This is a genomic window from Methylomonas defluvii, from assembly GCF_033949435.1.
Classification (GTDB): Bacteria; Pseudomonadota; Gammaproteobacteria; order Methylococcales; family Methylomonadaceae; genus Methylomonas; species Methylomonas defluvii.
In genome coordinates this window covers 103,840-127,710 of the sequence record NZ_JAXARY010000011.1, presented here as the reverse complement: position 1 = coordinate 127,710, position 23,871 = coordinate 103,840, and the positions used below count along the sequence as shown (strand labels likewise).

Annotated in this window: 26 protein-coding genes and 1 riboswitch; of the genes, 6 read left to right on the top strand and 20 right to left on the bottom strand. The window is 54.5% G+C overall.

Annotation, left to right across the window (positions count from 1 at the left end; genetic code table 11):
• Positions 1 to 79: 79 nt before the first annotated feature.
• From QLH52_RS13320 to QLH52_RS13305, 4 genes are all read right to left on the bottom strand, one after another.
• Positions 80 to 868, bottom strand: a complete 789-nt coding sequence (locus tag QLH52_RS13320) for a hypothetical protein (protein WP_319961910.1) — start codon at positions 866 to 868, stop codon at positions 80 to 82.
• 69 nt (positions 869 to 937) lie between these two features.
• Positions 938 to 1,016, bottom strand: a riboswitch (cyclic di-GMP riboswitch).
• 78 nt (positions 1,017 to 1,094) lie between these two features.
• Positions 1,095 to 3,629, bottom strand: coding sequence for a TonB-dependent siderophore receptor (locus tag QLH52_RS13315; protein WP_319961909.1), 2,535 nt, complete (start codon positions 3,627 to 3,629; stop codon positions 1,095 to 1,097).
• A 301-nt stretch (positions 3,630 to 3,930) separates the two neighbouring features.
• Positions 3,931 to 5,082, bottom strand: coding sequence for a FecR family protein (locus QLH52_RS13310; protein WP_319961908.1), 1,152 nt, complete (start codon positions 5,080 to 5,082; stop codon positions 3,931 to 3,933).
• A 137-nt stretch (positions 5,083 to 5,219) separates the two neighbouring features.
• The gene (locus QLH52_RS13305; protein ID WP_319961907.1) at positions 5,220 to 5,738 is read right to left on the bottom strand and encodes a sigma-70 family RNA polymerase sigma factor; all 519 of its coding nucleotides are present in this window, start codon (positions 5,736 to 5,738) and stop codon (positions 5,220 to 5,222) included.
• Between the two features lie 331 nt (positions 5,739 to 6,069).
• On the opposite strand from QLH52_RS13305, the gene QLH52_RS13300 reads away from it, so the two are divergent.
• The 4 genes from QLH52_RS13300 to QLH52_RS13285 all read left to right on the top strand — a co-directional run bounded on the left by QLH52_RS13300 (position 6,070) and on the right by QLH52_RS13285 (position 11,129).
• Positions 6,070 to 7,770: a glycoside hydrolase family 17 protein gene (locus QLH52_RS13300; protein ID WP_319961906.1), complete on the top strand. Its 1,701-nt coding sequence runs from the start codon at positions 6,070 to 6,072 to the stop codon at positions 7,768 to 7,770.
• A gap of 99 nt (positions 7,771 to 7,869) precedes the next feature.
• A complete protein-coding gene (locus tag QLH52_RS13295) occupies positions 7,870 to 8,667 on the top strand; it encodes a transglutaminase domain-containing protein (RefSeq protein ID WP_101054162.1) in 798 nt (265 codons plus the stop codon).
• Between the two features lie 89 nt (positions 8,668 to 8,756).
• Positions 8,757 to 10,067 carry a hemolysin family protein gene (locus QLH52_RS13290; RefSeq protein WP_319961905.1) on the top strand — a complete coding sequence of 437 codons (1,311 nt, stop codon included), beginning with the start codon at positions 8,757 to 8,759 and terminating at the stop codon, positions 10,065 to 10,067.
• Between the two features lie 132 nt (positions 10,068 to 10,199).
• Positions 10,200 to 11,129, top strand: coding sequence for a 2OG-Fe(II) oxygenase (locus QLH52_RS13285; protein WP_319961904.1), 930 nt, complete (start codon positions 10,200 to 10,202; stop codon positions 11,127 to 11,129).
• Between the two features lie 57 nt (positions 11,130 to 11,186).
• On the opposite strand, the gene QLH52_RS13280 is transcribed toward QLH52_RS13285, so the two are convergent.
• The 12 genes from QLH52_RS13280 to nifV all read right to left on the bottom strand — a co-directional run bounded on the left by QLH52_RS13280 (position 11,187) and on the right by nifV (position 18,647).
• Positions 11,187 to 11,627, bottom strand: coding sequence for a SoxR reducing system RseC family protein (locus QLH52_RS13280; RefSeq protein ID WP_205451327.1), 441 nt, complete (start codon positions 11,625 to 11,627; stop codon positions 11,187 to 11,189).
• Between the two features lie 10 nt (positions 11,628 to 11,637).
• Entirely contained in the window at positions 11,638 to 12,168 is a 531-nt protein-coding gene (locus QLH52_RS13275) for a flavodoxin (RefSeq protein ID WP_020483339.1), read from the bottom strand.
• Between the two features lie 24 nt (positions 12,169 to 12,192).
• Positions 12,193 to 12,810, bottom strand: a complete 618-nt coding sequence (grxD, locus tag QLH52_RS13270; protein ID WP_033159089.1) for a Grx4 family monothiol glutaredoxin — start codon at positions 12,808 to 12,810, stop codon at positions 12,193 to 12,195.
• Between the two features lie 74 nt (positions 12,811 to 12,884).
• A complete protein-coding gene (gene clpX, locus QLH52_RS13265; RefSeq protein ID WP_101054171.1) occupies positions 12,885 to 14,186 on the bottom strand; it encodes an ATP-dependent Clp protease ATP-binding subunit ClpX in 1,302 nt (433 codons plus the stop codon).
• 1 nt (position 14,187) lies between these two features.
• Positions 14,188 to 15,042: a nitrogen fixation protein NifM gene (gene nifM / locus QLH52_RS13260; protein ID WP_319961903.1), complete on the bottom strand. Its 855-nt coding sequence runs from the start codon at positions 15,040 to 15,042 to the stop codon at positions 14,188 to 14,190.
• The gene (locus tag QLH52_RS13255) at positions 15,042 to 15,518 is read right to left on the bottom strand and encodes a nitrogen fixation protein NifZ (protein WP_033159092.1); all 477 of its coding nucleotides are present in this window, start codon (positions 15,516 to 15,518) and stop codon (positions 15,042 to 15,044) included. Before QLH52_RS13255 ends, nifM begins: the two co-directional genes overlap by 1 nt.
• Complete coding sequence (nifW, locus tag QLH52_RS13250; RefSeq protein WP_033159105.1) at positions 15,515 to 15,829, bottom strand: nitrogenase-stabilizing/protective protein NifW; 315 nt, start codon at positions 15,827 to 15,829, stop codon at positions 15,515 to 15,517. Before nifW ends, QLH52_RS13255 begins: the two co-directional genes overlap by 4 nt.
• Before the next feature lie 5 nt (positions 15,830 to 15,834).
• Complete coding sequence (locus QLH52_RS13245) at positions 15,835 to 15,957, bottom strand: hypothetical protein (RefSeq protein WP_256438917.1); 123 nt, start codon at positions 15,955 to 15,957, stop codon at positions 15,835 to 15,837.
• Positions 15,958 to 16,031: 74 nt separating this feature from the next.
• The gene (locus tag QLH52_RS13240; RefSeq protein ID WP_084153507.1) at positions 16,032 to 16,571 is read right to left on the bottom strand and encodes a hypothetical protein; all 540 of its coding nucleotides are present in this window, start codon (positions 16,569 to 16,571) and stop codon (positions 16,032 to 16,034) included.
• Positions 16,571 to 17,347, bottom strand: coding sequence for a serine O-acetyltransferase (gene cysE / locus QLH52_RS13235; RefSeq protein WP_033159093.1), 777 nt, complete (start codon positions 17,345 to 17,347; stop codon positions 16,571 to 16,573). Before cysE ends, QLH52_RS13240 begins: the two co-directional genes overlap by 1 nt.
• Positions 17,344 to 17,511 carry a hypothetical protein gene (locus QLH52_RS13230; protein WP_165385990.1) on the bottom strand — a complete coding sequence of 56 codons (168 nt, stop codon included), beginning with the start codon at positions 17,509 to 17,511 and terminating at the stop codon, positions 17,344 to 17,346. The genes cysE and QLH52_RS13230 overlap by 4 nt, the downstream gene beginning before the upstream one ends.
• Before the next feature lie 11 nt (positions 17,512 to 17,522).
• On the bottom strand, positions 17,523 to 18,647 hold the full coding sequence (gene nifV, locus QLH52_RS13225; RefSeq protein WP_319961902.1) for a homocitrate synthase: 1,125 nt from the start codon (positions 18,645 to 18,647) through the stop codon (positions 17,523 to 17,525).
• A gap of 410 nt (positions 18,648 to 19,057) precedes the next feature.
• On the opposite strand from nifV, the gene QLH52_RS13220 reads away from it, so the two are divergent.
• Both QLH52_RS13220 and QLH52_RS13215 read left to right on the top strand, forming a co-directional pair.
• Positions 19,058 to 19,807, top strand: coding sequence for a hypothetical protein (locus QLH52_RS13220; RefSeq protein WP_319961901.1), 750 nt, complete (start codon positions 19,058 to 19,060; stop codon positions 19,805 to 19,807).
• Between the two features lie 264 nt (positions 19,808 to 20,071).
• Positions 20,072 to 20,698, top strand: coding sequence for a hypothetical protein (locus tag QLH52_RS13215; RefSeq protein WP_319961900.1), 627 nt, complete (start codon positions 20,072 to 20,074; stop codon positions 20,696 to 20,698).
• 183 nt (positions 20,699 to 20,881) lie between these two features.
• On the opposite strand, the gene QLH52_RS13210 is transcribed toward QLH52_RS13215, so the two are convergent.
• The 4 genes from QLH52_RS13210 to QLH52_RS13195 form a co-directional block, all read right to left on the bottom strand.
• On the bottom strand, positions 20,882 to 21,142 hold the full coding sequence (locus tag QLH52_RS13210) for a hypothetical protein (RefSeq protein ID WP_319961899.1): 261 nt from the start codon (positions 21,140 to 21,142) through the stop codon (positions 20,882 to 20,884).
• 126 nt (positions 21,143 to 21,268) lie between these two features.
• Positions 21,269 to 22,483 carry a cysteine desulfurase NifS gene (gene nifS / locus QLH52_RS13205; RefSeq protein WP_033159170.1) on the bottom strand — a complete coding sequence of 405 codons (1,215 nt, stop codon included), beginning with the start codon at positions 22,481 to 22,483 and terminating at the stop codon, positions 21,269 to 21,271.
• Positions 22,476 to 23,387, bottom strand: coding sequence for a Fe-S cluster assembly protein NifU (gene nifU, locus QLH52_RS13200; RefSeq protein WP_020483356.1), 912 nt, complete (start codon positions 23,385 to 23,387; stop codon positions 22,476 to 22,478). Before nifU ends, nifS begins: the two co-directional genes overlap by 8 nt.
• Before the next feature lie 18 nt (positions 23,388 to 23,405).
• Positions 23,406 to 23,762, bottom strand: a complete 357-nt coding sequence (locus tag QLH52_RS13195; protein ID WP_033159169.1) for a HesB/IscA family protein — start codon at positions 23,760 to 23,762, stop codon at positions 23,406 to 23,408.
• Between the last annotated feature and the right edge of the window lie 109 nt (positions 23,763 to 23,871).

Below are 23,871 nucleotides of genomic sequence, written 5' to 3'. Positions count from 1 at the left end.
CAGGCACGAAGAGGAATTTGTTGCCGAAAGTCCGGGCCCGAAGCGAATCTTGCCGACCGCTCCAAGCCCATGTTGCGCGTTAAGCCGCGACCGAGGCTTTTCTACGACTTGCACCCAGCAAGCCCAGCAGCCCGCTGCCGAACATCCAGACCGCCGCCGGTACCGGTACCGCCGATGGCGCCGTACTGGGAGCCAGGCTAAAAGTACCGACCACGGCATTGGTATTGGCGCCAACCAAACCGGCCCACAAACCGGTCCATTGCAAGTCGCCGCTCAGTAGTAATTCGCCATTGCCGTTCAGCGACTCGGAGACGTTGGTCAGCTTCAAGAAATTTTGGTAGCCAAAACCGGTATCGTAGGTTTTGATATTCCAGGTGCTTCCGGTTTTTACCAGGCTAAAGTCGTAGGGCGTCAAAATGCCGCTGCCGCCTTGGCTGGTCAACAACCAGGCGCCACTCAGACCGATTTGACCGACCGAGGTATTGCCGGCGTCCATCGTCGTGGCTTGTTCGGTACGGCCATAGGGACCAGCAGCCGGATAGCTGTTGGTCGTGGTGTTGGCATTAACCGCAAACGACATCGCGGTGCTGGCGGTTGCCGATAGCGTCGTTCCGCCCGTGGTTGCACCGGTGATACCCAATAAATTATCGCTGGCGCCCCAATGTTTCGCGACAATCCAGCCATTCGGATACCCGCTGCCGACATTGACCGATGCCGCTGCAAAAGCCGCATTGTTGATGGTGATGGTGGCATCACCGGTGACTTGTGCGGCGCTGGCAGTAGCAGGCGCCAAAGCGGCGGCCAATGCGCTGAAGGCGAGCAGGCTGGCGCTTACCAGTTGAGTGCGGTTGTAATGCAAGATTGTCATTTTTTATTCCTTAATAGTACGGTTAAAGTTAATCCGCAAATTGCGACCCGGAGTATGGGTCTTTAACTTGCAGGTAACCCGGCTGTCTTAATCTCCAAGACCCGTGGCTTTCCGGCTCCGTCTCGCGGCGGATGTGGCATGTTTGTCGCGGTCCTTACGACATCACTCTAAATCCCTGAGTGAGGTGCTCCTGAAAAACTCCTGTGGCAAATAGCTAAAGACGGCATCAATATTTGATTGAAAAACTCAGAAACCCGGCGCGGCCGGGCGCCGGCGCCACCCGGCCCTCGAAATAGCCATAGGGCTGAAAATAATCCTCATCGCTGAGATTCTTGACCGTGGCCGCCCATTGGAAACGCCCGGTTTCGTAAGCCAACGCCGCGTCGAAGCTGTGGTAGCCGGCGGTTTTAAAGCGATTGTTATTGGATAAATAAGCGCCGGCGCGGGCGTACACGCCGAAACCCAAGCTAAAACCTTGCAACTCATCTTGCTGAAAACGGTAATGCGCCCAGAGCCGCCCGGCATCCTCCGGAACTTGAGCCAAGCGATTGCCGGCAGCCACCCCGGCTTTGTCGTCCATGAAGCGGGCGTCGGTATGCGCATAGTTAGCCAGCACGCTGAAGCCCTCGACCGGTTGCCAGAGCAAATCCATTTCGATACCGCGCGAGCGTTGCTGCCCTGCCGCGACCGAACGCCGCAGGAAATCGCTACTGTCGGTGACCGCGACCTGGCTACGCTCAATTTGGTACAGCGCCAGTTGGCCGCTGAATTGATTCGCAAAATTGAACTTCAAGCCGGTTTCCAGATGATTCGACAATTCCGGCGCCGGCGTATCGACGAAATTGACAAACGGTTGGCCGCGCATGCCTTCGCTGTAGGAAACAAACCAGGAAACCTCCTCGTTCAGATCGATCACGCCGCCGAGGCGCGGCAACCATTTCAGCGTATCCGTTGTCTCGTGCACACCGGTTTGCGCATTATTAAAATCGATGCCAACCTTGCCCAGCCTAAGACCGGACAGCCAATGCAAACGCCGGTACAGCGTGCTTTGCCACTGCAGGTAAGCGCCGTAAGTGAGGTTTTCGATGAACTGATTTTCCTGGCCAGGACCGGGTACGGCATAAGGGGAGTCAAATATCGGTGCCCGCAAATCGACCGTACCAACACCAAAACCCAAGGCGCCGAAATCGCCCTCGATAAAGCCGGCATCTTGCAAACGACTGTAATCAGCGCCCAACAAAAGATTGTTTTCGCTGGGACCCAACTTAAATTTGCCCTGTAAATTGCCCAATACGCTACGTTCATGCTGTTCTTGAAACAATTCGGCATTCACCAATGCCCAGCTCGATACCGGCAGTAAAGGCCGGTCCGCGATCAGGCCATCGCTTCCGAACAAGGTCTGAATTTTCTCGTCGAATTTAGCCTGCGCATAGCGCGCCTTCAGGTTTAAGTGCCAGCTCCGGGTGAGCTGCCGGTCCAGCGTCGCCCATACCGCATCGGCATCCGAATGGCTATCGGGCAGATTGGCCGGCCCCGGGAACAAGTCGGGCCGGGTAGCAAAATCGCCGGCGATGCTGCCGGTGGCGGGCAAGCCCTGGTACTCCGGTTGCTGCCAACGCGACAGTTTGGCTTGGATCGTCAAACGGGTTTGGTCGTTATCGGTCAGCGTCAGGGCCGGGTTAAGGTTAAAACGCTGCGTTTCGATTATGTCGATGTTATGTCTGGCGTTGGTATATTCGCCGGTCATGCGCAACAAAATATTGGCGTTTAGCGGTTGATTGATATCGAAATACGGCTGATAAAAGCTGTGGCTGCCGATTCTAAAACCCGCTTCGCCGAAGGCTTTGGCCTGCGGCAATTTGGCAAGCAGATTCACCACCCCGCCCACCGGGGAGCCCGAGCCACCGCTGTAGAGCAAGGCGTTAGAACCCTTCAGCACTTCGATTCTGTCGATATTAATAGTGCTTTCCCGGTCACCGGGGTTGTAGTACTGGGTAAAGCCGTCCAGCAGTTGTTCGGAACGAAAACCGCGAATTAAGGTGCCTTCGATAACCGGACTGTAGAGCGTATTGCGCGCCACTATGCCGCTAACATTGACTAAGGATTCGCTGAGGTTGATCGTTTGCTGGTCGTCTAACAAGGGGCGGTTAAGCGCGTGCACCGACTGCGGGATTTGCTTGATTGGCGTGTCGGTTCCGGTAGCGCTGGCAATATGCCTGACGGCATAGGTCCGCGCCTCGTCAAGCATCGGCTCGGTGACGATTTCCGCACCGGCCTCCGCTGTTTTCGAGCCCACGACAGTCATGGCATCCAAGGTAACGGGGGGCGGCAGGCTAGACACTTCTTTTGCCGCCGGACTGCGTTCCAAAGTCACCGTGTCGGTATCGATAAAACGGTAGGTAAAACCGCTGCCATGCAGCAAGTGTGTCAACGCCTGCTCTGCCGACATGTCCCCGCGCAGCTCCGGACTGGCGAGCTCACGCAACATGTCCGCTGAAAAAATCAATTCCAACTCGGCTTGCGCGGCAAATTGAATCAGCGCGTTGTTTAAGGACTGGCGGCCGATATTGAAGTGGCGAACCACTTCCGTAGCGACCGCCTGGCTACTGCTCAATTGTCCGCCGGCCGCCACCAGCCCGATCAACACCCAGGTATCGACACCGACGCGGTTGCCTTTCAGCGCATAGCACAGATATACGGCTGGCCGATGCCATACGTCCACTGCCAGCGGGTAGCGAAAATCGTTAATCCGTGCTTTCAAGATCCGTCCTGTCCGAAAAATAATGTTTCTCAACATAGAAGTCGTTTCAGCACAAAAATCGATCACAAAAATTTCCTGATTGGCAAAAAATCGTCGCTATTCCGGCAAAACCGCGTTGAAAAAATCGCAGCGCTGCGCGACTGAGGAAGTTTCCGGCGGAAGGACGACTTTTGCTTGAATGCGGGTAATGAGGGACAGCAGTTGAAGGCTTGAGCCGGTGGGCTGGATTTTTCGACCCATATGCGCCAAACCGTTTTGGACATGCGCGCGCTGCCCGGAGTGGCTTACAGCACCCAAAAAATCAGCGATGCAGTAACACCCAGGGACCGATACGGGTTTCTTGCAACGCCAGCGCTTTACGCACCGAGGACAGTGCCTCATCGGGCGCATCCAGAGAAAACACCCCGGTTACCCGCAGATTTTTAAGTGCGGCATCCGCCAGAAATATCCGTCCCAATCGATAGCGCTCCAACTCGCTGATCAAGTCAGCTAAAGGTCTATCGTTGATCACTAGGCGATGCTGCCGCCAAGCGGACTGCTCCGCGCCCACGGCCCGCGGATGCGGCAGCGGCAGTCCGGGTTGATAGACCAAGCCCTGCCCCTGGGCGACGGTAACGTCACTGTCCTGATCCGCCGTACTGACCGCTACGGCATGCTCCTGGACGCTCACCTCGGTAGGCCCGGTCGCGGTTTTATACACGTCAAACACGGTGCCCAAGGCGCGGACCGTCAAATCGTCGGCCACTACGTCGAAAGGCCGCCGGCTATCCTTTGCCACCGTAAATTGCACCTGGCCGTGGTGCAAGACGATACGCCTGGCCGCGGCGGTGAACGCTACCGAAACCGCGCTATTGGTGTTCAGCAGCAAACGGCTGCCGTCGCTGAGTTGAATCTCGCGAATTTCACCGGTTTGCGTGCGGTAGTCGCTTAAATAATCGCTAAATAAGCGCGCTTGTTGCGGCATGATCAGACTAATCGCCAACAGCCACATCGCCGCGACAGTCAGCCCGGCCGCAAACCAGGGCCGGCGCGGCCTGGCCGACGGCCGGCGGCTGGCTGGTTTATTGGCCCTACTCTTGATTACCATTCGCCCTGAACCTGTCGCAGGGGTCACCAGCCCGGGCTTCGACGAGCTCGGCTGACACGGAATCCTTCTGATAGATAGGGCCGGGTCAATAATCTGGCCAGCGGCAGCATTTTTTTCCGCCGCCGCGTGTAGAGACGCGGGTTGCAGCGATTCGCTCGCACTGGACAAACTGCCTGCCAGCACCATATCGCTGAACAAAGCCTCAGCCTCGGTAAATGCCTGGGCATGCAAGGGGTCGCGGCTCAACCAATCGGCGAAGGCTTCGAGTTCCGCATCGTCCAATCTGTCGTCGCGCAGACAAATCAACCAGGCGATGGCCTGATCTTGCAGACTGGTGTGAGCGGATTTGTCGGACGGCGCTGGCATGCAATCTCCCATTATGCAAGGCTGTTATTGATAAAGACGTGCGAGGCGCGAAAGCGATCATACCAAGTAAGGCAAGCGGCGGCAGTCAACGGCATCGGGATGAAGTGGGTTGCGGAAAAAGAATGCGGGCTTTTTGTTTAATCGGCCAGTTGCCGGGCGCAATGCGCCATGGCTTGGGCCAGCAGCTTATTGACTTGGGACTTGGAAATCCCCAAACGTTCGGCGATTTGGGTATAGGTCAGGCCATCGACCCCATGCAGTAAAAACACAGTGCGGCAGGCTTGCGGCAACTCGCCCAGCGCATGCTGCAACGCGGCCAGACGTTGTTGACCTATCAACACCTGTTCCGGCGGCGCGGCGTTACCGGGAAGGGTATCAACCAGCGCATCAATATCTTCGTCGGCACCGTAACGGTCCCTGACCATGGTTTTGCGCTGATGATCGATGGTCAGATTGATCGCGATCCGAAACGCCATGGCGCGAGCATTATCCGGCGGCGTTTTCTCGGCGATTTGCCGTAAGCCCAGATAGGTGTCATGGGTTAATTCGGCGGCAATGTCCGGGCATTTCAAGCGCCCGGTTAAAAAGCGCAATAACTCATCGGCCAAGGACTCGGTCCAGAACGCGGAAATATCGGTCATTGGCTGTGCACTCATGCGTATCGGAAATATCCAAAGCTTCAATCAAAAACAGCAGCCGGCCGGCACCCCGCCAAAGCCTTACCGCATAGCTGCGTCAGAGCGTTTGCAATTATCGAACCAAAGGCGAATATTGCCGGCAAGCCCCGCCCGGCGTCCTGCCCTGCTTTGCGCCTTAGTGGCAGGCCGCCCGCGAATGCGGCAAATAACCTGCGGCATAACCGGCAGATAACATAGTTTTATCGAGAATCGCCGTCAGACTCAGCGACTTTGATTTTTAGCGCGCGCCAAGACTGTATAATCCCGGCAACCCACATATTTATTCACTCAGCTTAACCATCCTCCAGTCATGCGCACCACCCATCTGTTTTTCTGCCTCATGTTCATCCTTGCCGTTCACGGCGCCATCGCCTGGAGCCTGAATCGCCCGCAGGATGCCGGTGTCGATGTGCCTTCGGGTAAATTGCGCAGTTTGTCGTTTGCTCCTTATCGCGAGGGGTTTAGCCCAATTGAAGAAAAGTTTCCGTTGCCCGAGCATATCGACGCAGATCTGGGCTTAATTGCCGATAAAACCCATACCATCCGCACTTACTCCATCCTCGGCGGCATGCAGCCGACGCCCGAATTTGCGCGCAAACACGGGGTGGAAATGATCCAAGGCGGCTGGCTGGGCGATGGGCATGCCAGTAACAAAAAGGAAATCGCCGCGCTGATCGAAGCGGTGAACGCCCATCCGGACGTGATCAAACGAGTGCTGGTCGGGAACGAAGTGCTGCTGCGGAAAGACATGGATGTAGACACGCTGATCGGCTATATCCGCCAGGTTAAACAGGCGGTGAAACAGCCGGTGTCGTATGCCGATGTCTGGTCTATCTACTTAAAATATCCGCAACTGATGCAGGAAGTGGACTTCATCACCGTACACATTCTGCCCTATTGGGAAGACGAGCCGGTGGCGATTGAGGAGGCGGCCGGACATGTGGAGAAAATCGTCCAACAAATCGAAGCCAAAGCCCACAGCATGGGCCTGAACAAGCCGATTCTAATCGGCGAATCCGGCTGGCCGGCCGCCGGCCGCCAGCGCGGCCAAGCCGTGCCCAGCGTGGTCAACGAAACCCGCTTCATCCGCAGCCTGATCGAGGTCGTCAACCGGCACGGTTTGGACTACAACATCGTCGAAGCCTTTAACCAACCCTGGAAAAGCCATAACGAAGGCGTGGTCGGCGCCAACTGGGGCTTGCTGACTATCGACCGCGAACCGGTGTTTCCGCTGACCGGCCCGGTTTACGAAAATCCGGACTGGCTAGGGCATTTTGCCTGGGCGACGGGTTTGTGGCTGGTAATGGTTGCGGTCTATTTTAAAAAATTGGCCCAGTTGCCTTGGCCGCGCCAGTTGGTCTTTTTGACGTTGGCCCAAGTATTTAGCGTTTGTCTGGTCACGCTGGCAAGTTTTGCGTGGTTTACCAGCTATAGCATTTGGCAACAGGCTTACACCCTCTTGATTATCGCCGCCAACGGCGTGTTGAGCGCTTTGCTGCTGCAACGCAGCTATGCGATTTTAGCCGAGCAATCCGCAGCACCGGCACTGGCCCATCGCTTGAGAAGCGCCTATTTATTTTTCGGGATTTTGGCGCTGTACAAAACTTACAGCCTGGCGCTCAACGGCCGGTATCTAAGCTTTCCCGTCGAACAATTCGCGATTCCGGCCCTCGGCGTCTGCGGTTTGACCGTGTGCCTATGCCTGGCCCAGCGGCGCTTTTCCCGGCAGATGCTGCGCTTTGATAGTCTATCCGGCGGGGATTCGCAAACGCCACGCGACCGCTTGCTGGCCTATTTTTTAAGCGCCGGCACATTCGCTGTGGTTATAGGCGAAACTCACGAGTTCATGGCCGCCTACGACTTTATCCAAGCGCATCCCGGCTTTAGTGAGGGTTTGCCGGTGGCGCTGGGGTATACGTTTTACAATCAGCAGCTCGTCGCGTGGTTGCTGTGTATACTGGTGCTGTCGATCCCGTTCTGGCCTCTCCGCTCAGGCAAAGCCAAGATTTAACGTGCAAGACCAAGTGGCTTAAGCGGCTGGTATCGGCATCTAACGGGCTGCGCTTGCCATCAACGCTGATTTTTCGATAATCAACACCAGGACCCTCATATGTGGCTGCGCACGAGTTGCGAAATAACCTTCGATGTCAGCATCGACACCCCTTTTATTTTGATGCTGCGGCCGCGTAGCGGCGCAAATCAATGGGTGGCGCGGGAGTCGTATACGTTGACACCGACGGTGCCGGTCTTCGAGTTTACCGACTACTACGGGAATCTCTGCCAGCGCCTGATTGCCCCACCCGGCGAGTTTGCCGTGCGCACCAGCGCCGATATTCACACCCATGAGCATATCGACGTCTGCCCCGGCGCACCGTTCACCGAAGTGCAACATTTGCCGGATAGTGTGCTGACTTATTTGACACCCACCCGCTATTGCGAATCCGACCGGTTTATCGACCTGGCCCAGGACATCGTCGCCGACGCCATCCCGGGCTATGACCAAGTCGCCACCGTGCACCGCTGGCTGCGCGAGAATATCCGCTTCAATCCTGATTCGCCGCATTTCCAGCTCTCGGCGGTTGAAACCAATCTGGCCGGCGAAGGCGTCTGCCGCGAACTGGCGCATTTGGGCATCGCCCTGTGCCGGGCTTTATGCATTCCGGCGCGAATGGTGGTCGGTTATTTATACGGTTTGCAGCCCATGGATTTTCACGCCTGGTTCGAGGCTTATGTGGATGGGCGCTGGTACACCTTCGATCCCACTCAAGCCGAACCTTGCGGCGGTCGGGTCATCGTCGCTTACGGCCACGATGCGGCGGATGTGGCCATTTTTACCCAATTCGGCCCGGCGCTGTATCCGAGCCATATGGCCGCCAATGTCGAACGCCTGCCCGGCCCGCCCGATTAAGCGCGATCTGAGCTGAGCAGCATCACGTAACAAGCAAAGACCCGGATTACCGGTATAATGCTGTTTCCGCTGTAATCAATGCTTTATCTATGAGTAATCTTGTCCTGGTCGCCTGCGCCTTGCTGCTGGTATGTCTCAACGGCTTCTTTGTCGCAGTCGAGTTCAGTTTGGTTAAATTGCGACAAACCCGGATTAAAGCCATTGAACAAACCGAAGGTTGGCGAGGCAGAATACTCGCCAAAGTACACAGACAACTCGATGCCTACTTATCCGCTTGCCAGCTCGGCATTACCCTCGCCTCCCTGGGTTTGGGCTGGATCGGCGAACCGGCTTTCGCCGACCTGTTAGTTCCGCTGTTTGCCAAAGCCGAAATCACCTCACCGGAAATCATCCACAACATTTCGTTTGGCTTTGCTTTTTGCACCATCTCCTTTCTGCATATCGTGGTAGGCGAACAAGCCCCCAAATCGCTGGCGATCCGCAACCCGGAAGGCATAGGCTTATGGAGTGCCGGACCGTTGTATGCGATGTATTGGTTGATGTATCCGGCGATTTGGTTGTTGAACGGCAGCGCCAATCTGGTGTTGCGCATAGCCGGCTTGAGCAACAGCCACAATCAAGACAGCCACTATTCCAACGACGAATTGAAACTGATTTTGCGCTCCAGCCGGGCCGGTGAAAACCTGACCAGCGACGAATGCAATGTACTGGCCAAGGCCCTGGATTTCGGCAAGTTGGAAGTATCCGATTTAATGCGGCCTATCCACGAAATCACCGCGCTGTACCAAGGGCAATCTCAGCAAGAAATGCTGGATACGGTGTATAAAAGCTGCTTCAGCCGCTACCCGTATTTCGATGGCAACGGCATCGACGTCTTGGGTGTGATCCACTTGAAGGACTTATTCCTCGCGCAACAAAACGGCCAGCAAATCGACGATTTGGAACCCTATTTACGGCCGATTCAACATATCTCCGCGCATATGCCCGCTCTGGAATTATTCCGCCGCTTTACCCAAGGCTCACCGCACTTTGCCGTCATCGGCCAGAAAGGCCACAAGCCGCACGGTTTCATCACCTTGGACAATTTGCTGTCGGCCATGGTCGGCGAAATCCGCGACGAATTCCGAAAAACCGAAAGCGACTGGACCCGCCAGGACGACGGCAGCTTGCTGGGTAAAGGCAGCTTGCCGATTTTTTCGCTGGAACGGATTCTGGGCATCGACGTGGAAAACGAAGAATTGGATCTGGATGATGTCGATTCGGTAGGCGGCATGATCCTGGCGCAATTGCGCGACATCCCCGAAGCCGGCGAGCGCATCGCCTTTAACGACTTTGAAATCGTCGTCAAGGAAATGAACGGCCCACGCATCGAGTGGGTACAGGTTTATCCGAAGCAATAATGTAAAAAGATCACAGTGTAGCTAGCGACTCAGCCACCCCTTGTAGCCGCGATTAGCGAAGCGTAATCGCGGGAATGATCAGTTGTAGTTGTATTGCTACCTCTCAATTTGATTCTAATAGGAGCTTAGCTGTTGCTCTCACAGCCCATCCACCACGATAGCCCGTTCCCGTTTTTTTACGACAATTCCGCATTTTCTAGGGAGCAGTGCGCGGCGCTTGAGCGTTTATTTTTGCTGGATGCCGAGTGGCAGCATCGGGATGGGGCGTTTTACCGGTGCTCGCTTAGAGACGTTACCGAGCATATTCCAGCGGCATTTCAATCCGAAGTGCTGGCTAGAATGCGCGAGATTACCGGATTGCCGCTGACGAATCGTCTGTTAGTCACGGCGCAACGCATGCTGCCTGGACAAGTGATAGGCAGACACAGCGACCGGCCGCTGGTGGGTTATGAGATTGCCCGGCTGGTTGTGCAACTGAATAAGCAATGGCAACCCGAGCATGGCGGGGTGCTGGAACTATTCGCCTCGCCGGAGAGTGACGCGGTTTTTCGTGTCAATCCGGAATACAACAAAGCCTTCGGCTTTTTGCTGCATGCCGATTCATACCATGGCGTTACGGAGGCTATTCAGCCACGGCAAAGCCTGGTCTTCAATTTCTGGCATGCGGCAAATACCCCCGAGCTTGCCGCGCACGTGCAAACCTTGTTTGCCGACATGCATTTTTCCGAGCTGCCGGCGACACTCAATGCGGTGGCCTCGGCGGCGGAATCGCATCTGCCCGAGGAGACGACCTTTCATGCCGGCCTAGCGGCGCTGGCGTTGCATCGCTGGGGCTACGATGCGGCTAGCATTATCACCGGCTACCACCACAGCGCCGGCCTTACCGCCTGCGACAGCAACAATGGAGAAACCTATGCCGCCGTGCGACTGGCGGATTGGGTTGCGTGTTTGTATCGGGATTCGTTTGATCTGGCCCGTTGGCAAATCTTGCAACACGAGCTCAAAGGAATGGAAATGTTTACACGCCTGAAACCGACATGGCAGCTTTGTCTGCCGGCGTAGCGCAAGCAAACGGAAGCGGACTGACTTTACACAACCAGTGCGTCAACCAGCGAAAAATCAATCGCTACCCAGTTTCTTGACGATTTGCGGCTTAAAACAAAGATGGAGCAGTAGCAGATTTTGACAGCGATTTATCAACCAAAAGCCGGTCAGCAATGTGCTTAACGCCACTTCGGGCAAGTAATCCGTGTTATACGGAGCGGGTAGCCAGGCTTCGGCCAAGCCCACCCCGATCAGCATAAAAATCAACGGCACCAGATAGAGTAACAGCGACGTGAGCAGCAGTTGACCATCGTCTATCGCCACCATCACGTGGTCGCCGGCTTGCAGGTTTATGTCGCAATCGACTGGAAATTCGCGCTTGGGGAGCACTTTTGCCAGTGTCGCCGTGCCGCAGGATTGTTGTTGCAAACAGCCGCTGCAGGCATTGCTTTGCAGACTTTTGATCCAGGTACGGCCATCGCTAACGCGGGTAACGATGGCCGCTTCTTCGATCATGGTTCGCCTATCAAGCCCAGGCGGAGGAAATTGAATCCAGCCAAGCGCTGAGCCGGCCTTCGCTGAGTTCTTTCTGGTTGTCTTCGTCTAACGCCAAACCGACAAATTGGTCGCCCAGCAAGGCTTTGGATTTTTTAAAAGTGTAACCTTCGCTGCTGGTCATACCGACGATAGTGGCACCGGCGTCGGCAAAGGCGTCATATAAAAAGCCTAAGGCATCGACGAAATTGCCGGGATAACCTTCCTGGTCGCCCAAACCGTAGATCGCCACGGTTTTGCCGGAGAAATCGGCGCCCGCCAACGTGGGCAGAAATTCTTCCCAGCTCTCGTTATCGTGTCCGGCACTCATGCCCGGCAGTTCGCCCTCGCCGTAAGTCGGCGAACCGACGATCAAGACATCGTAGGCCAACAAATCGTCCACGGAGGCTTTATTGATATTGACCGGCTTGTCGGCCGCATCGCCCAATTTCGTCGCAATGGTCTTGGCTACTTTGCGTGTGTTGCCGGTATCGGTACCGAAAAAAATGCCTACTTTTGCCATAGTGTTGTCTCCTTGTTAACTAGATCAGATTTGAATTTGCAGTAAGCCCGGATTTGCCGCCGGTTGCTGAGCGGCCCAAGCTTCAGGCGTATGTGTCTTTAGCGTGACGGCATGCAAACGGCCGGAAGCCAGCGGCGCACTCAATGTAGCCATGACGCCTTGATGTTGTTTGATCATGGGTTGATCGGCGAACAATTCGCTGACCACGGTGATGTTCAAATCGCAGCCAGCGCCTTCGATGCCGATGGTCGCCCCCGGATAGGCAGCCAGAATCAAGGCTTCCACTTCGGAATGGGTAATGGTTTGACTGGCGTCCGCACTCTCGGCGGGCTGAACGGTCGCTTGCAACAGCGGCAACAAAGTCCCCTCCTTGTACATAGCCTCGACAATGTCGGCGCCACCGATCAGTTCACCTTTGATGAACACTTGCGGGAAGGTGGGCCATTTGGAAATGGACGGCAGCTTTTCGCGGATGAACGGCGATTGCAAGACGTTGACATAAGCGTAAGGGATCTTGGTTTCGTTCAAGATGCCGACAGTCTTCGCGGAAAATCCGCATTCCGGAGCGCTAGGCACGCCTTTCATGTAAATAATCACCGGATTTTCGGCAAGTTGTTGCAAGATTTTTTCTTTAACGCTCATAGTAGATTTCTCGATTAACTAAAACTTTTCAATGCTAGGGCTGGGCTTCGGCTTTTACAGCCCGGCCGCCAAACTCACTCCCCGCCCGACAACCGCTTCAAATCGTCACCGTCAGTGGGTTTGTCGCGCGGCACGACTTCAATTTCCGCTTCGCCGCGTATCACCTCGGCATTCACAATGCAGCGCTCGACGTCCGGCCGGGAAGGTAAATCGAACATGGTGCGGCGCAGTACGTGCTCCATGATGCCGCGCAAACCGCGGGCGCCGGTGTTGCGGGCGATGGCTTTTTCGGCGATTTCCACCAAGGCATCCTGGGTGAATTCCAGCTCCACATCATCGAAGGCAAACAGATGTTGGTATTGTTTAACCAAAGCGTTCTTCGGTTCGGTCAAGACTTGGATCAAGGCATCCACATCCAAGGGCTCTAACGGCGCCAACACGGGGAAGCGGCCGATAAATTCCGGGATCAAGCCGAAGCGTTTCAAATCGTCCGGCTGTGTGGCATTCAACATCGCTTCCAGCGTCGGTTTGTCGTCCGGGTTGCTGACTTCGGCATGAAAACCGATAGCGGTTTTCGGCGGCAGCAAGCGTTTTTCCACGTGTTTTTCCAGACCCGGAAATGCGCCGCCGGCTATGAACAGAATATTGCTGGTATCCACCATGACCGAATCATTACCGCTGTGATCCTTGCGCCGGCCCTTGGAAGGAACCTTGACATGCGAGCCCTCGACCAGCCGCAACAAGGCTTGCTGCACGCCTTCGCCGGACACATCGCGGGTACCGAAAGCCTGTTCCGGGCTGCGGGCAATTTTGTCCACTTCGTCGATATACACCATACCCCATTCGGCTTTGCTGATCTGGCCGTCGGCCACATCCAGCAAGCGCACCAGAATATTTTCGACGTCGTCACCAACGTAACCGGCCTGAGTCAACGTGGTGGCATCAGCGACCGCGAACGGCACACCGACGATTTTTGCCAGCGTGCTAGCCAGCAAGGTTTTGCCGGTACCGGAAGGGCCTATCATCAGAATATTGGATTTACCGATTTCCACGCTGTCATCGGACTCGCCCAAACCGCCGACTTTACGGCTGACGTTTTTCAAGCGCTTGTAGTGGTTGTATACCGCGACCGACAGAATTTCCTTGGCCAAATCCTGGCCGATCACATACTGATCGAGCATGGCTTTCATCTCGGCGGGCTTGGGCAAAGGGCCTTGCATATCGGCTAATTCTTTCTTCTTGCCCCAGCTGGATACCACCTGGCTGGCCAACATCACGCAGGCTTCGCAGATGTAGCCTTCCGTGCCGGCAATCATCGGCACGGCCGCCGACGCTTCGATACCGCAAAACGAACAATGTTTGGGTTCTTTTAACATGTTAGGCACTCCTGTTGACTGCGGGCAGACTGGCCAGCCACGTGCGCTGGCAATTTCTGCGGTAACGATCCTGCATGATCTGCTGAATCTTCGGTGTCGCTTTTTTCAGCGACATGGTTTCGGCCGGGATGATTTTCAGGCATTGAATCACATGAAAACCCATCTCGGTTTCCACCACATCGCTAATGGCGTCTTCTTTCAAATTAAACAATACCGCATCCAGTTCCGGAAACAAGGTGCCTTTGGCCACTGTCCCCACTTCGCCGCCCTGCACTGCCGTGGGACATTCCGAATGCTTCAGCGCCAAATCGGCAAATTTATGCGGCTTACGTTTCAAGGTGCCGAGAATCTCGTTAATCCGCCGCCACGCCGCCTCGCGGGTATTGTCGGGGTAATCCGGATTGATACTGATCAAGATATGTCTGGCCTGGCGCGTCTCGGGTTTATGGAATTTTTCGGGGTGCGAGTGATAAAAGATGCCGATTTCCACCTCGTTAACCTTGGGTGCGCGGGCGGCCACTCTATCCATCACCGCATCGACTTTGCACTGCCGATACAAAGCCGCTTTCAGCATATCGACATCCAGGCTGTTGGCGTTCAATGCCGCTAAAAAAGCGTCTTCATCTTCAAAGCGGCCGCGCACTTCCTTGTAAGCGCGGTCCAGCTCTGTATCGGAAATCACCACGCCAGTCGCTTCGGCGGAGTTCAGGACTCGGCCTTCGATTTCGTATTCGTTTTTGGCTTGCACTTCCACCTGGCGCAATTGCAGTTGCTCCAATTCGGCCGGCGCTTTCTGGAACAGGCTCAAGGCGGCCCGCAACAGGGTGTAAGGCTCTATCGACGTCTGGTTCATCATTATGCCTCCGGTTCTTTGAAGGTGGCCGGATCCGCCGGCTCCAATACACTTTCCGGCACCTGCATGGTTTTACCCGGAAAACGCACGTGGTAGAGCAAGGGATCGCTGTCTCGCAACACTTTCAGGATTTCGCCTTGGGTGCCGGCGGGGTAATTACCGTCCTGGGTGGGGATGTCTATCGTACACACGACCTGGTCGCGAAACTCGAAGCGGCTTGGATTCCAGGGTGCATCAGCCGGGATCAATTCTTCGGCGCGGCAGCCAACCATCCGCCCGGCATCCAAAAAATGCACGGTGTAAATCACTTGGTCTTGCAGAAAGGTGCCGACTTCGATGACATTGCCGACACTGCCCCGGCGCAGCAAAAAGTCGCCGACATCCATACCCGGATAGGTGCCATCGTTGCGAACGTTGCGCGTCAGCCTAACCCGTTCGCCGAATTCGAAGCGCTCTTCGTCGTAACGTTCGTCTATCATGTTTTAATATCCGCTAGGGAAACAAACACGGTTTGCGGTTCCATCATCTTAAAGACCTTAAATACTTTTTCGGTCTGTGCGTCGGAGTCCACAAAATCGCTGTAAGCACGCTGCAACAGCTTTTTGTAGACTTCCCGTTGCGCATCTTCGTCTTCCGGCATGTTATCGCCGGCTTGGCTCAGATAATTGTGGAAGCGCTGCAAAATATGCAGCCGGTTGACGTGGACGACGGTGGTATCGTATTCCAGCTCGAAATAGCGCAGAAAGTCTTCCGCAGCTTCCAGCTCTTCCATATCTTCTTCTAAACTCATCGTCATTACCTCATCATCAGGTGATCGAGATTGGCAGGTTGTTCTCCCAATGCGTACACCACTAATAAAACCACCAGCATCACAGCTGTTTGGGCCAAAAATGGATCGGATTTTTGTTTTTTCATCATGGCGATCACCTTTAGGTTAATAGCGCGGAACAACAAACATCACTTATCGTGGGCATCCAATTGTTGGGCGATGCCTACCCGAAAGCTTGCGGCATGCGAAAAATCCCTTCCGCCGCCTCTTGCCGACGCACAACCAGCTCCAAAAGCCCCTGCGCGCCTATCCTGTCTTTGTCATCCAAGGACACCAACTTTTCGAAAATCGCCTTGCTCAGTTCCAGATTTTCCAAGCGCATATTCAAGAAGCCGATGGATTTCAACGTAAACAGATATAGCCTGATCCGAGTCAGCAAGTCCTTTGGCGCCTCGCTGATATGCGTTCTTTCCAGCTGCCGCCAATCTTCCGGAAAATCGATGCCGGGCCGGATCAAGTTCAAGGCCCGCTCGGAGATCAATAAGGCCTCCGGTAAACGATGCTGGTAGTAATAAAACCGATTCAAAGACACCAGCACATTCAAGGATTCCGGTGCCCGCAAATACGCCTGTAATAACGGCAGCTCCGCTTCACCGGTGGCGTACAGTTCGGAAGCGTATTGGATCAAGTCCTCCACTTCCTGGCTGTCGGCTTTCTCGTAGTACAAGTCCTTGGCGTCGAATTGCAACAGATCCATTTCCATCACTTGCCACCTGCTGCTTGCTTCAGTACCACCACGTCTTCGCCGTGGCAGACACCTTCCGCTTCGCAGCTGCCGCAAGTTTCTTCCGCGACTACAAAGCGTTTTTGATTGCTTTCTAACTCGTCCAGACGTTCCACCAAACAACTCAAGGCTTTGCCCACCGGGTCCGGCACTAAATGGTGATCGAGGTCGATACCGCGCGGGTCCTGAATTTTTATCCCTTTTTGCTGGATAATCCGACCGGGGATGCCGATGACGGTGCAGCATGGCGGCACGTCTTTGATCACCACCGAGTTGGCGCCGACCCGGACGTTATCGCCCAGATTGATCGCGCCGAGGATCTTGGCCCCGGCACCAATCAACACATTGTTACCTAGCGTCGGATGGCGTTTTTCCTTGTTCCAGGTGGTTCCACCCAGCGTCACGCCGTGATACATGGTCACGTCGTTGCCGATCTCAGCGGTTTCGCCGATCACCACGCCCGCTCCATGATCGATGAAAAAGCGTTTGCCTATCGTCGCGCCCGGATGAATATCGACGTTGGTCAACCAGCGGGCAAAGGCCGCCAATAACCGCGCCGTCAATTTCCAATCGGCGTGCCACAAGCGATGGGTGACTCGGTGCAGCAACACCGCATGCACGCCGGGGTAAGCCAACAATACTTCCGGTAAGCCGCGTGCTGCCGGATCCCGGGCAAACACGCAAGCCACATCGTCGCGCCAGTCTTGCCAGAGTCCTGATGCAACGCTGGGACGCGACGGCGACAAAAACATCATTTTGCCAAGCTCCAGGTGGTTTTGCCGGGCATCGGCACGCCAGGCACCCGGAAGAACGAACCGGGGTAACGGTCATCAGGCAGTTCGTGCTGCGCCGCAGTTTGCTGCGGTACGTCGACTTTGGCGGTGCTGGGCACGGCTGGTTTTTGACGATTGCTACTCATCTGACACCTCGCTATAGGCTGTGTAAAAATTGATTCAAATCGGTCGATTGCGGTGCGCGTTTGTGCAAACTGACAAACTCGCGAATCAGCGGCAGCAGGCGGCCGGCCTGCCAGCGGTTAATCTGGATGCCCAATTGTTTGTAGGCGTGCATCACGCCTTGACTGCCGGAATGCTTGCCTAGCACCAGTTGGTGGCTGCGACCGACCAAGGCAGGGTCAACGCCTTGATAATTGTTGGGGTCTTTCAGCAAACCGTCGACGTGAATGCCGGCTTCATGGCTGAACACATCGCGGCCTATCAAACTTTTACGGCTGCCTATCGTGTCGCCGGACGCAGTCGCCACCTGATGGGACAGAGCAGGAAAATTGCGCAAATCCACACCGGTTTCAAAACCGTACAGCTGCTTCAAGCCTACAACCACTTCTTCCAAAGCGGCATTGCCGGCCCGTTCGCCCAAACCGTTGACGGTGGTATTGACGTGGGTAGCGCCGGCATATGCGGCGGCCAAGGTATTGGCAGTTGCCAAGCCCAGATCGTCGTGGGCGTGCATCTCAATGTCCATGTCGGTGACGGCGCGCAGTTTGCGAATCGCTTCAAATACGCCGAACGGTTCCATGATGCCGACCGTATCGGCAAAGCGAATTCTTATCGCGCCGGCCCTTTGCGCAGCCTCGGCCATTTGCGCCAGAAACTCGCTGTCGGCGCGAGACGCATCTTCGGCCCCCACGCAAACCCGCATGCCGGCATCGACCGCGGTTTTCACACAGCGCTCGATGGTAGCCAACACCCAAGCCCGGCTTTGTTTGAGTTTGTGTTGGATATGTTGATCGGACGCGGAAATCGATAAATCCACGGTGCCGACGCCCAAGCCCAGGCAGTGTTGCAAATCTTCTTCACGCATCCTGGACCATACCAATAAATTGCTAGGCAATTTCAATTGAGCAATGGCTTTGATTTCGTCGCGTTCCTGTACACCCATGGCCGGGATACCAATCTCCAACTCCGGCACACCCAGCGCGGACAACTGCTTGGCAATCGCCAACTTTTCCTCCAACGAGAACACCACGCCGGCCGACTGCTCGCCATCGCGGAGCGTGGTGTCGTCGATAATGATGGTGCGGGGATCAGAAGTCATCGCCAAGCCTCATACTGCCGGTGTCTAAAACTGAGCAACCAGATTGGCTACTCCTTTGCTAGTGATTAAGCAATTCGCTTGCCAACTGCTAAATCTGCGGAATCCTTGGGCTTTACTGTGTGATTGGCAGACTATCGACAAGACAACCTCGCAACCGCAAAGGCAAATTGTCGCAAACCCGACAATGGTCTGTTCGCAGCCTGCGCCAGTGGTACGCAAATTCCACAATGCCCACCGCACTGGTAGTTAAAGTAAGCCGACACACATTTCTTATATTCAAAAAACTGGCCTCGAAAATATTTTGACTGATTATTTTTACTAGCTTACATTCTTGACTTGGAGGCCCGGCAGGTAGCGCCGGCGCCGCCTATTCAGCATGTTTCCGGATACATCACTTAGGAGGAACACGTATGACTTCACGTAAAAATGGTTGGGCTTGCATGTTTGGCCTGTTGGGTATTGTCACCTTGGCACAACCGGCAGCAGCCGGCGCCATCTTGTCACCGGTGGCGGTGATCAACAACACCATAGGCAACTATTCGGGTATTGCGGGATTTCCGGCCAAAACCGACGAAAAGCCTATGTTTAACCAATCCGGTCTATCCGCCGGTTTTAGCAGTGGCGCCACCGCGTTTGCCGATTATATGAACTTAAACCCAACACATATTGGTGCCGGCCCGGAAATCGGTAACGGCTGGATCAGCCCGGCGTATTGCCCGTGCACCGGTATTCTGGATTTCGATTTGGGGGCCATTTACAAGGTACAGAAAATGGCTTTATGGAATATGGCCTCTAACAGCAGCGCCAACGTCGCGTCGATCAGTTTGTTCACATCGTTGGAAGCCGATTTTTCCACGTCCAATAAAGCCGGCGACTTCACCAACCCCGAAATGCCCAGCGATTTGGACCCCACACCACCCTACCCGGCAACGGTGTTCGACTTGATTGACAGCGAAGCGCGCTATGTGCGCTTACAAATCAACTCTTATTACGAAGCCTATCTGGTTTCGGAAATTGGCGAGATCGCCTTTGACGTAGCCGCACCGGCGGCAGTACCGATTCCGGCAGGTATTTGGTTGTTTGTTTCCGGATTTGCCGGCTGGGTTGGCAGCAGTAAAAAGGCTGGCCTGGCTGCTGCGGTTGCGCGAAACATCCTCTAACAGACTAAGGTATATCGAATTTGATGTCTGCGCTTGCGCACTACCGATGTCGGCATTTTTTACATCACTCAACGTTTTAAATGGCATTATCCTAATACCGCTCAATACCTGCTAACTCAACCTATTGAAGTTATTGGCAAAAACAAACAACATATAAAATGGAACGTATTTTGCTTTTAATCTCGAAATCAGGAACAGCGCCTACTGTTCTTGAGTTTCTGTCAATTGATAGGCGTATTTTTACGCCGTTTGAAGGGGTCGCCGATGTTATCCAAAAAGCTTTATCCGTTAATACTGATTACCGCCGCATTCAACGCACAAGCCGCGACGATTAACTTCGATGCGCTACAGCCGTTTGACAATTACGACCCGGTTCCAGCAGGTTACGGTTCTACCGCGGACGTGGCGGTATCGTATTCCAGCCTGAACCTCAATGGCACAACGGCTTATAACGATGCCCTATTGTGGAATGCCGGTTATGCCACTTTAAACTCAGCGGCGTTTGCTCATACATCAGGTCTGCTTTTGAGCATTACGCTGACGGCAATCAATCCAAATCAGGGCGTCACCTTGGAAAGCTTCGACGTTGCTGCGTATCCAGGGCCGGGAAATTTCACTCGCAATGCGAGCGACTTGAGAGTGGTTGATGGTACCAATCCTACCAACATTTTTGTCGATTATGCACCTTATGCAGTACCCGGCGACGCACCTCATACTTTCACCCCTGGCGTTACTGCTCATTCGATCAGAATTATCCTAGGCACCGATTGGAACAACGGTATTAACAATATCAACTTCAATGTCGCCGCTGTGCCTGTACCCGGTGCGGTATGGCTTTTCGGCAGTGCGTTGGTTGGTTTGGGCCTTACCAGAAAAACCAGAAAGGTTTGAGCGAACTGCTCTGCCAAAATACAGAAAAGGCGGTTGAACAACCGCCTTTTTTGGTTCTGTGATAGAGACTTAAGCCGACATTGGTGCCCTCCAATGCAATAAACGGCTCAGAACTATCTCAATTTGCTGGGGGTTAAACAGGTCTTCGCTACCGATTTAATCCATGTTGCTGGCTTACAGCGTTCAGCCTTCCGCCTCACAAACTGCTTTAAATTCTGCTATGCCGGCAGTCAAACGCGAGCGCAGAAAATTCAGTTGTCTTTGCAGTTCATCCTCAGCATCGCCAACATTCTTGAAAACCTGGACGACTTTTTGATCATTCAGCAAACTCGAATAGTGAACATCAACAAACTCAAGCACCTCGGCGTTGAAGTCGGTGATGGAACTCAATGCGGCTTCCATCTTGGACAATACCGCGCGTAAATCAGCAAGCGTTTCAGCCATAACAATCCTCAGTGAAAATTTTTGGTGTCAACACCGGTTTATGCGGCGTTGACTCAAAACCAAACTGGCCGGATTGCGCCTGGCCTCAGGGACACCAGTGCAAACCCGACCAATTGATGCGCTTAATCAAGCATAAGTGGGTTGGAAAGCCTGTTCCGGGTCGGCAACCGGTTCGTTGTTGATGCTGTCCCAATACGGCGACAATTTCCGCAAAGTAGCGACGATGCTGGGCATCACCTTCAACACTTCGTCGACTTCGCTCATAGTGTTATAGCGCGAGAACGAAAAGCGGATGGTGCCGTGCGCGGCGGTGTAGGGAATGTCCATGGCCCGCATCACGTGCGACGGCTCCAGAGAACCCGATGTACAAGCCGAACCACTGGAAGCCGCGATACCGGCTTTATTCAACAGCATCAAAATCGCTTCGCCCTCGATATACTCGAACGCAATGTCCGTGGTATTGGGCAAGCGGTTGTTTAAATCACCGGTGATAAAACAGTGCGGCACGGCGGCTACGATGCCTTGCTCCAGCCGGTCGCGCATGGCTTTGACCTGCACGTTTTCGTATTCCATGTGCTCCATCGCCAATTCGCAGGCTTTACCCAAGCCGACAATCGACGCGGTGTTTTCAGTACCGGCTCGGCGGCCGCGCTCTTGATGTCCACCGCGCAAAAGCGGGCGAAAGCGTGTGCCACGCTTTAAGTACAACACCCCAATACCTTTCGGTGCGTGCAATTTGTGCCCGGAAATCGACAACATATCGATTTTGGTGTCTTGCAGCATCATCGGAATCTTGCCGACCGCCTGCACGGCGTCGGTATGAAACATCACGCCGGCCGCATTGGCCATTTCGGCCATTTCCACCACCGGAAAGATGGTGCCGGTTTCGTTGTTCGCCCACATGACCGACACGATAGCCACTTCATCCGATAACAGGTTTTTATAGGCTTCCAGATTCAAGCGGCCGCATTTGTCCACCGGCATGCGGTGTATCGTGTAGCCTTCTTTCTCCAGGTTTTCGCACAAGGCCAAAATTGCCGGATGTTCCACCGAGGTAGTGATGATTTCCTTACGATTGGGCTGGGCCTTGATCGCCGACAAGATTGCCGTCGAATCGGATTCCGTGCCGCAGGATGTGAAAATAATCTCGGAGTCGTGCTCGGCACCAATCAACTCTTGCACCTGCGAGCGCGCTTTCTTGATAGCCTTGGCCACGCCGTCGGCGAAGCGATGGATAGACGATGGATTACCAAAGTACTCGGTAAAATACGGGATCATTACATCGACCACCGCGCTGTCCACCTTGGTGGTCGCGTTGTTATCCAGATAAATATCAGGCATGACTGGCCTCCTCTATCGTGACCAGTTTCGGCATTTGCGAGGCCGGCACGACTTTAATGAACTCGCCCATCACTTCCATCAGCCGTTGCTGAATACCGGCAATGGTCATGGCGGACATTTGGCAACCGTTGCAAGCGCCGGTCATGTTGACGTAAGCGGTTTTATCCACCACTTCCACCAATTCCACATCGCCGCCGTCGGCCATCAATTGCGGACGGAAGGACATGATCACCTCTTCAATTTTCTTGATGCGTTGCAGATTGGTCAGCGGGCCTTTAGCAACCACAGGCTCGGGCTTGGCGACCGGCGCCGCATTCGGATCGAAGGTTTCGCCACGCTCTTTCAGGACTTTTTCCAAGATGGCTTCGATGTCTTCATGGCAGGCCGCGCAACCGCCACCAGCCTTGGTGTAGTTGGTCACGTCTTCAACAGTGCGTAGTTTGTTGGCCCACACCATCTCTTCAATCATCACCGCATCAATGGCAAAGCATTTGCAGACCAACGCACCTTCTTCGTGATCGTCTTTCCATTCTTCACCGCGATAGTTAGCCACCGCCGCTTGCAAGGCTTCCCGGCCCATGACCGAGCAGTGCATTTTTTCCGGCGGCAGGCCGTCCAATTCGGCGGCGATGTCCTGGTTAGTGACTTTCAACGCTTCGTCTAAAGTCAGGCCTTTGATGATTTCGGTCAATACCGAAGACGATGCAATCGCCGAGCCGCAACCGAAGGTTTGAAAGCCTGCATCTTCGATCACTTCAGTGTCGTCGTTGACCTTCAAGGTCAAACGCAAAGCGTCGCCGCAACTGATGGAACCCACTTCGCCAATCGCGTTGGCACCCGCCACCGCGCCGGCATTTTTAGGGTTAAAGAAGTGATCTTTTACTTTATCTGAATAATCCCACATAGCTATTTCCTCGAATGCTTAAGAACAGGTTTTTGGTGTGCCGCCGCTTTCGCCGGTGGTAAATGATGATCCGCAGGCACAGCTTTTCACCGCGTTGGGATTGGTAAATTTGAAGCCGGAACCTTCCAGGCTGTCGACGAAATCGATGGACATGCCATTCAGGCTGGGCAAGCTTAGCGGGTCCACAAATACTTTGACCGCGCCGCAGTCGATGACGGTATCGTCCGCATTTTCTTTTGCTTCCAGTTTCATGCCATAAGACAAACCGGAACAACCGCCATCGGTCACTTCGATGCGCAGCCCACCGGTCGGCTTGTCGGAACTGCTGATAAAACGACCCACGGCTTGGATGGCGCTTTCGGTTAATGTAATCATCTTTAAGTCTCCTGAACGGTTTGGCATTGATCTTGTAAACAGTTAAAGCAACCTGCATGCCATACGCGAAAATTTCAGCTAAGACGCTGAAATTACTCAGCCAAAGGCA

What these genes read in the sequence shown, in the direction of transcription:
- QLH52_RS13320 (WP_319961910.1), bottom strand. Translation starts at nt 868, where the DNA reads ATGACAATCTTGCATTACAACCGCACTCAACTGGTAAGCGCCAGCCTG.
- QLH52_RS13310 (WP_319961908.1), bottom strand. Translation starts at nt 5,082, where the DNA reads ATGCCAGCGCCGTCCGACAAATCCGCTCACACCAGTCTGCAAGATCAG.
- QLH52_RS13305 (WP_319961907.1), bottom strand. Translation starts at nt 5,738, where the DNA reads ATGAGTGCACAGCCAATGACCGATATTTCCGCGTTCTGGACCGAGTCC.
- QLH52_RS13300 (WP_319961906.1), top strand. Translation starts at nt 6,070, where the DNA reads ATGCGCACCACCCATCTGTTTTTCTGCCTCATGTTCATCCTTGCCGTT.
- QLH52_RS13295 (WP_101054162.1), top strand. Translation starts at nt 7,870, where the DNA reads ATGTGGCTGCGCACGAGTTGCGAAATAACCTTCGATGTCAGCATCGAC.
- QLH52_RS13290 (WP_319961905.1), top strand. Translation starts at nt 8,757, where the DNA reads ATGAGTAATCTTGTCCTGGTCGCCTGCGCCTTGCTGCTGGTATGTCTC.
- QLH52_RS13280 (WP_205451327.1), bottom strand. Translation starts at nt 11,627, where the DNA reads ATGATCGAAGAAGCGGCCATCGTTACCCGCGTTAGCGATGGCCGTACC.
- QLH52_RS13275 (WP_020483339.1), bottom strand. Translation starts at nt 12,168, where the DNA reads ATGGCAAAAGTAGGCATTTTTTTCGGTACCGATACCGGCAACACACGC.
- grxD (WP_033159089.1), bottom strand. Translation starts at nt 12,810, where the DNA reads ATGAGCGTTAAAGAAAAAATCTTGCAACAACTTGCCGAAAATCCGGTG.
- clpX (WP_101054171.1), bottom strand. Translation starts at nt 14,186, where the DNA reads ATGTTAAAAGAACCCAAACATTGTTCGTTTTGCGGTATCGAAGCGTCG.
- nifM (WP_319961903.1), bottom strand. Translation starts at nt 15,042, where the DNA reads ATGATGAACCAGACGTCGATAGAGCCTTACACCCTGTTGCGGGCCGCC.
- QLH52_RS13255 (WP_033159092.1), bottom strand. Translation starts at nt 15,518, where the DNA reads ATGATAGACGAACGTTACGACGAAGAGCGCTTCGAATTCGGCGAACGG.
- nifW (WP_033159105.1), bottom strand. Translation starts at nt 15,829, where the DNA reads ATGAGTTTAGAAGAAGATATGGAAGAGCTGGAAGCTGCGGAAGACTTT.
- QLH52_RS13245 (WP_256438917.1), bottom strand. Translation starts at nt 15,957, where the DNA reads ATGATGAAAAAACAAAAATCCGATCCATTTTTGGCCCAAACAGCTGTG.
- QLH52_RS13240 (WP_084153507.1), bottom strand. Translation starts at nt 16,571, where the DNA reads ATGGAAATGGATCTGTTGCAATTCGACGCCAAGGACTTGTACTACGAG.
- cysE (WP_033159093.1), bottom strand. Translation starts at nt 17,347, where the DNA reads ATGATGTTTTTGTCGCCGTCGCGTCCCAGCGTTGCATCAGGACTCTGG.
- QLH52_RS13230 (WP_165385990.1), bottom strand. Translation starts at nt 17,511, where the DNA reads ATGAGTAGCAATCGTCAAAAACCAGCCGTGCCCAGCACCGCCAAAGTC.
- nifV (WP_319961902.1), bottom strand. Translation starts at nt 18,647, where the DNA reads ATGACTTCTGATCCCCGCACCATCATTATCGACGACACCACGCTCCGC.
- QLH52_RS13220 (WP_319961901.1), top strand. Translation starts at nt 19,058, where the DNA reads ATGACTTCACGTAAAAATGGTTGGGCTTGCATGTTTGGCCTGTTGGGT.
- QLH52_RS13215 (WP_319961900.1), top strand. Translation starts at nt 20,072, where the DNA reads ATGTTATCCAAAAAGCTTTATCCGTTAATACTGATTACCGCCGCATTC.
- QLH52_RS13210 (WP_319961899.1), bottom strand. Translation starts at nt 21,142, where the DNA reads ATGGCTGAAACGCTTGCTGATTTACGCGCGGTATTGTCCAAGATGGAA.
- nifS (WP_033159170.1), bottom strand. Translation starts at nt 22,483, where the DNA reads ATGCCTGATATTTATCTGGATAACAACGCGACCACCAAGGTGGACAGC.
- nifU (WP_020483356.1), bottom strand. Translation starts at nt 23,387, where the DNA reads ATGTGGGATTATTCAGATAAAGTAAAAGATCACTTCTTTAACCCTAAA.
- QLH52_RS13195 (WP_033159169.1), bottom strand. Translation starts at nt 23,762, where the DNA reads ATGATTACATTAACCGAAAGCGCCATCCAAGCCGTGGGTCGTTTTATC.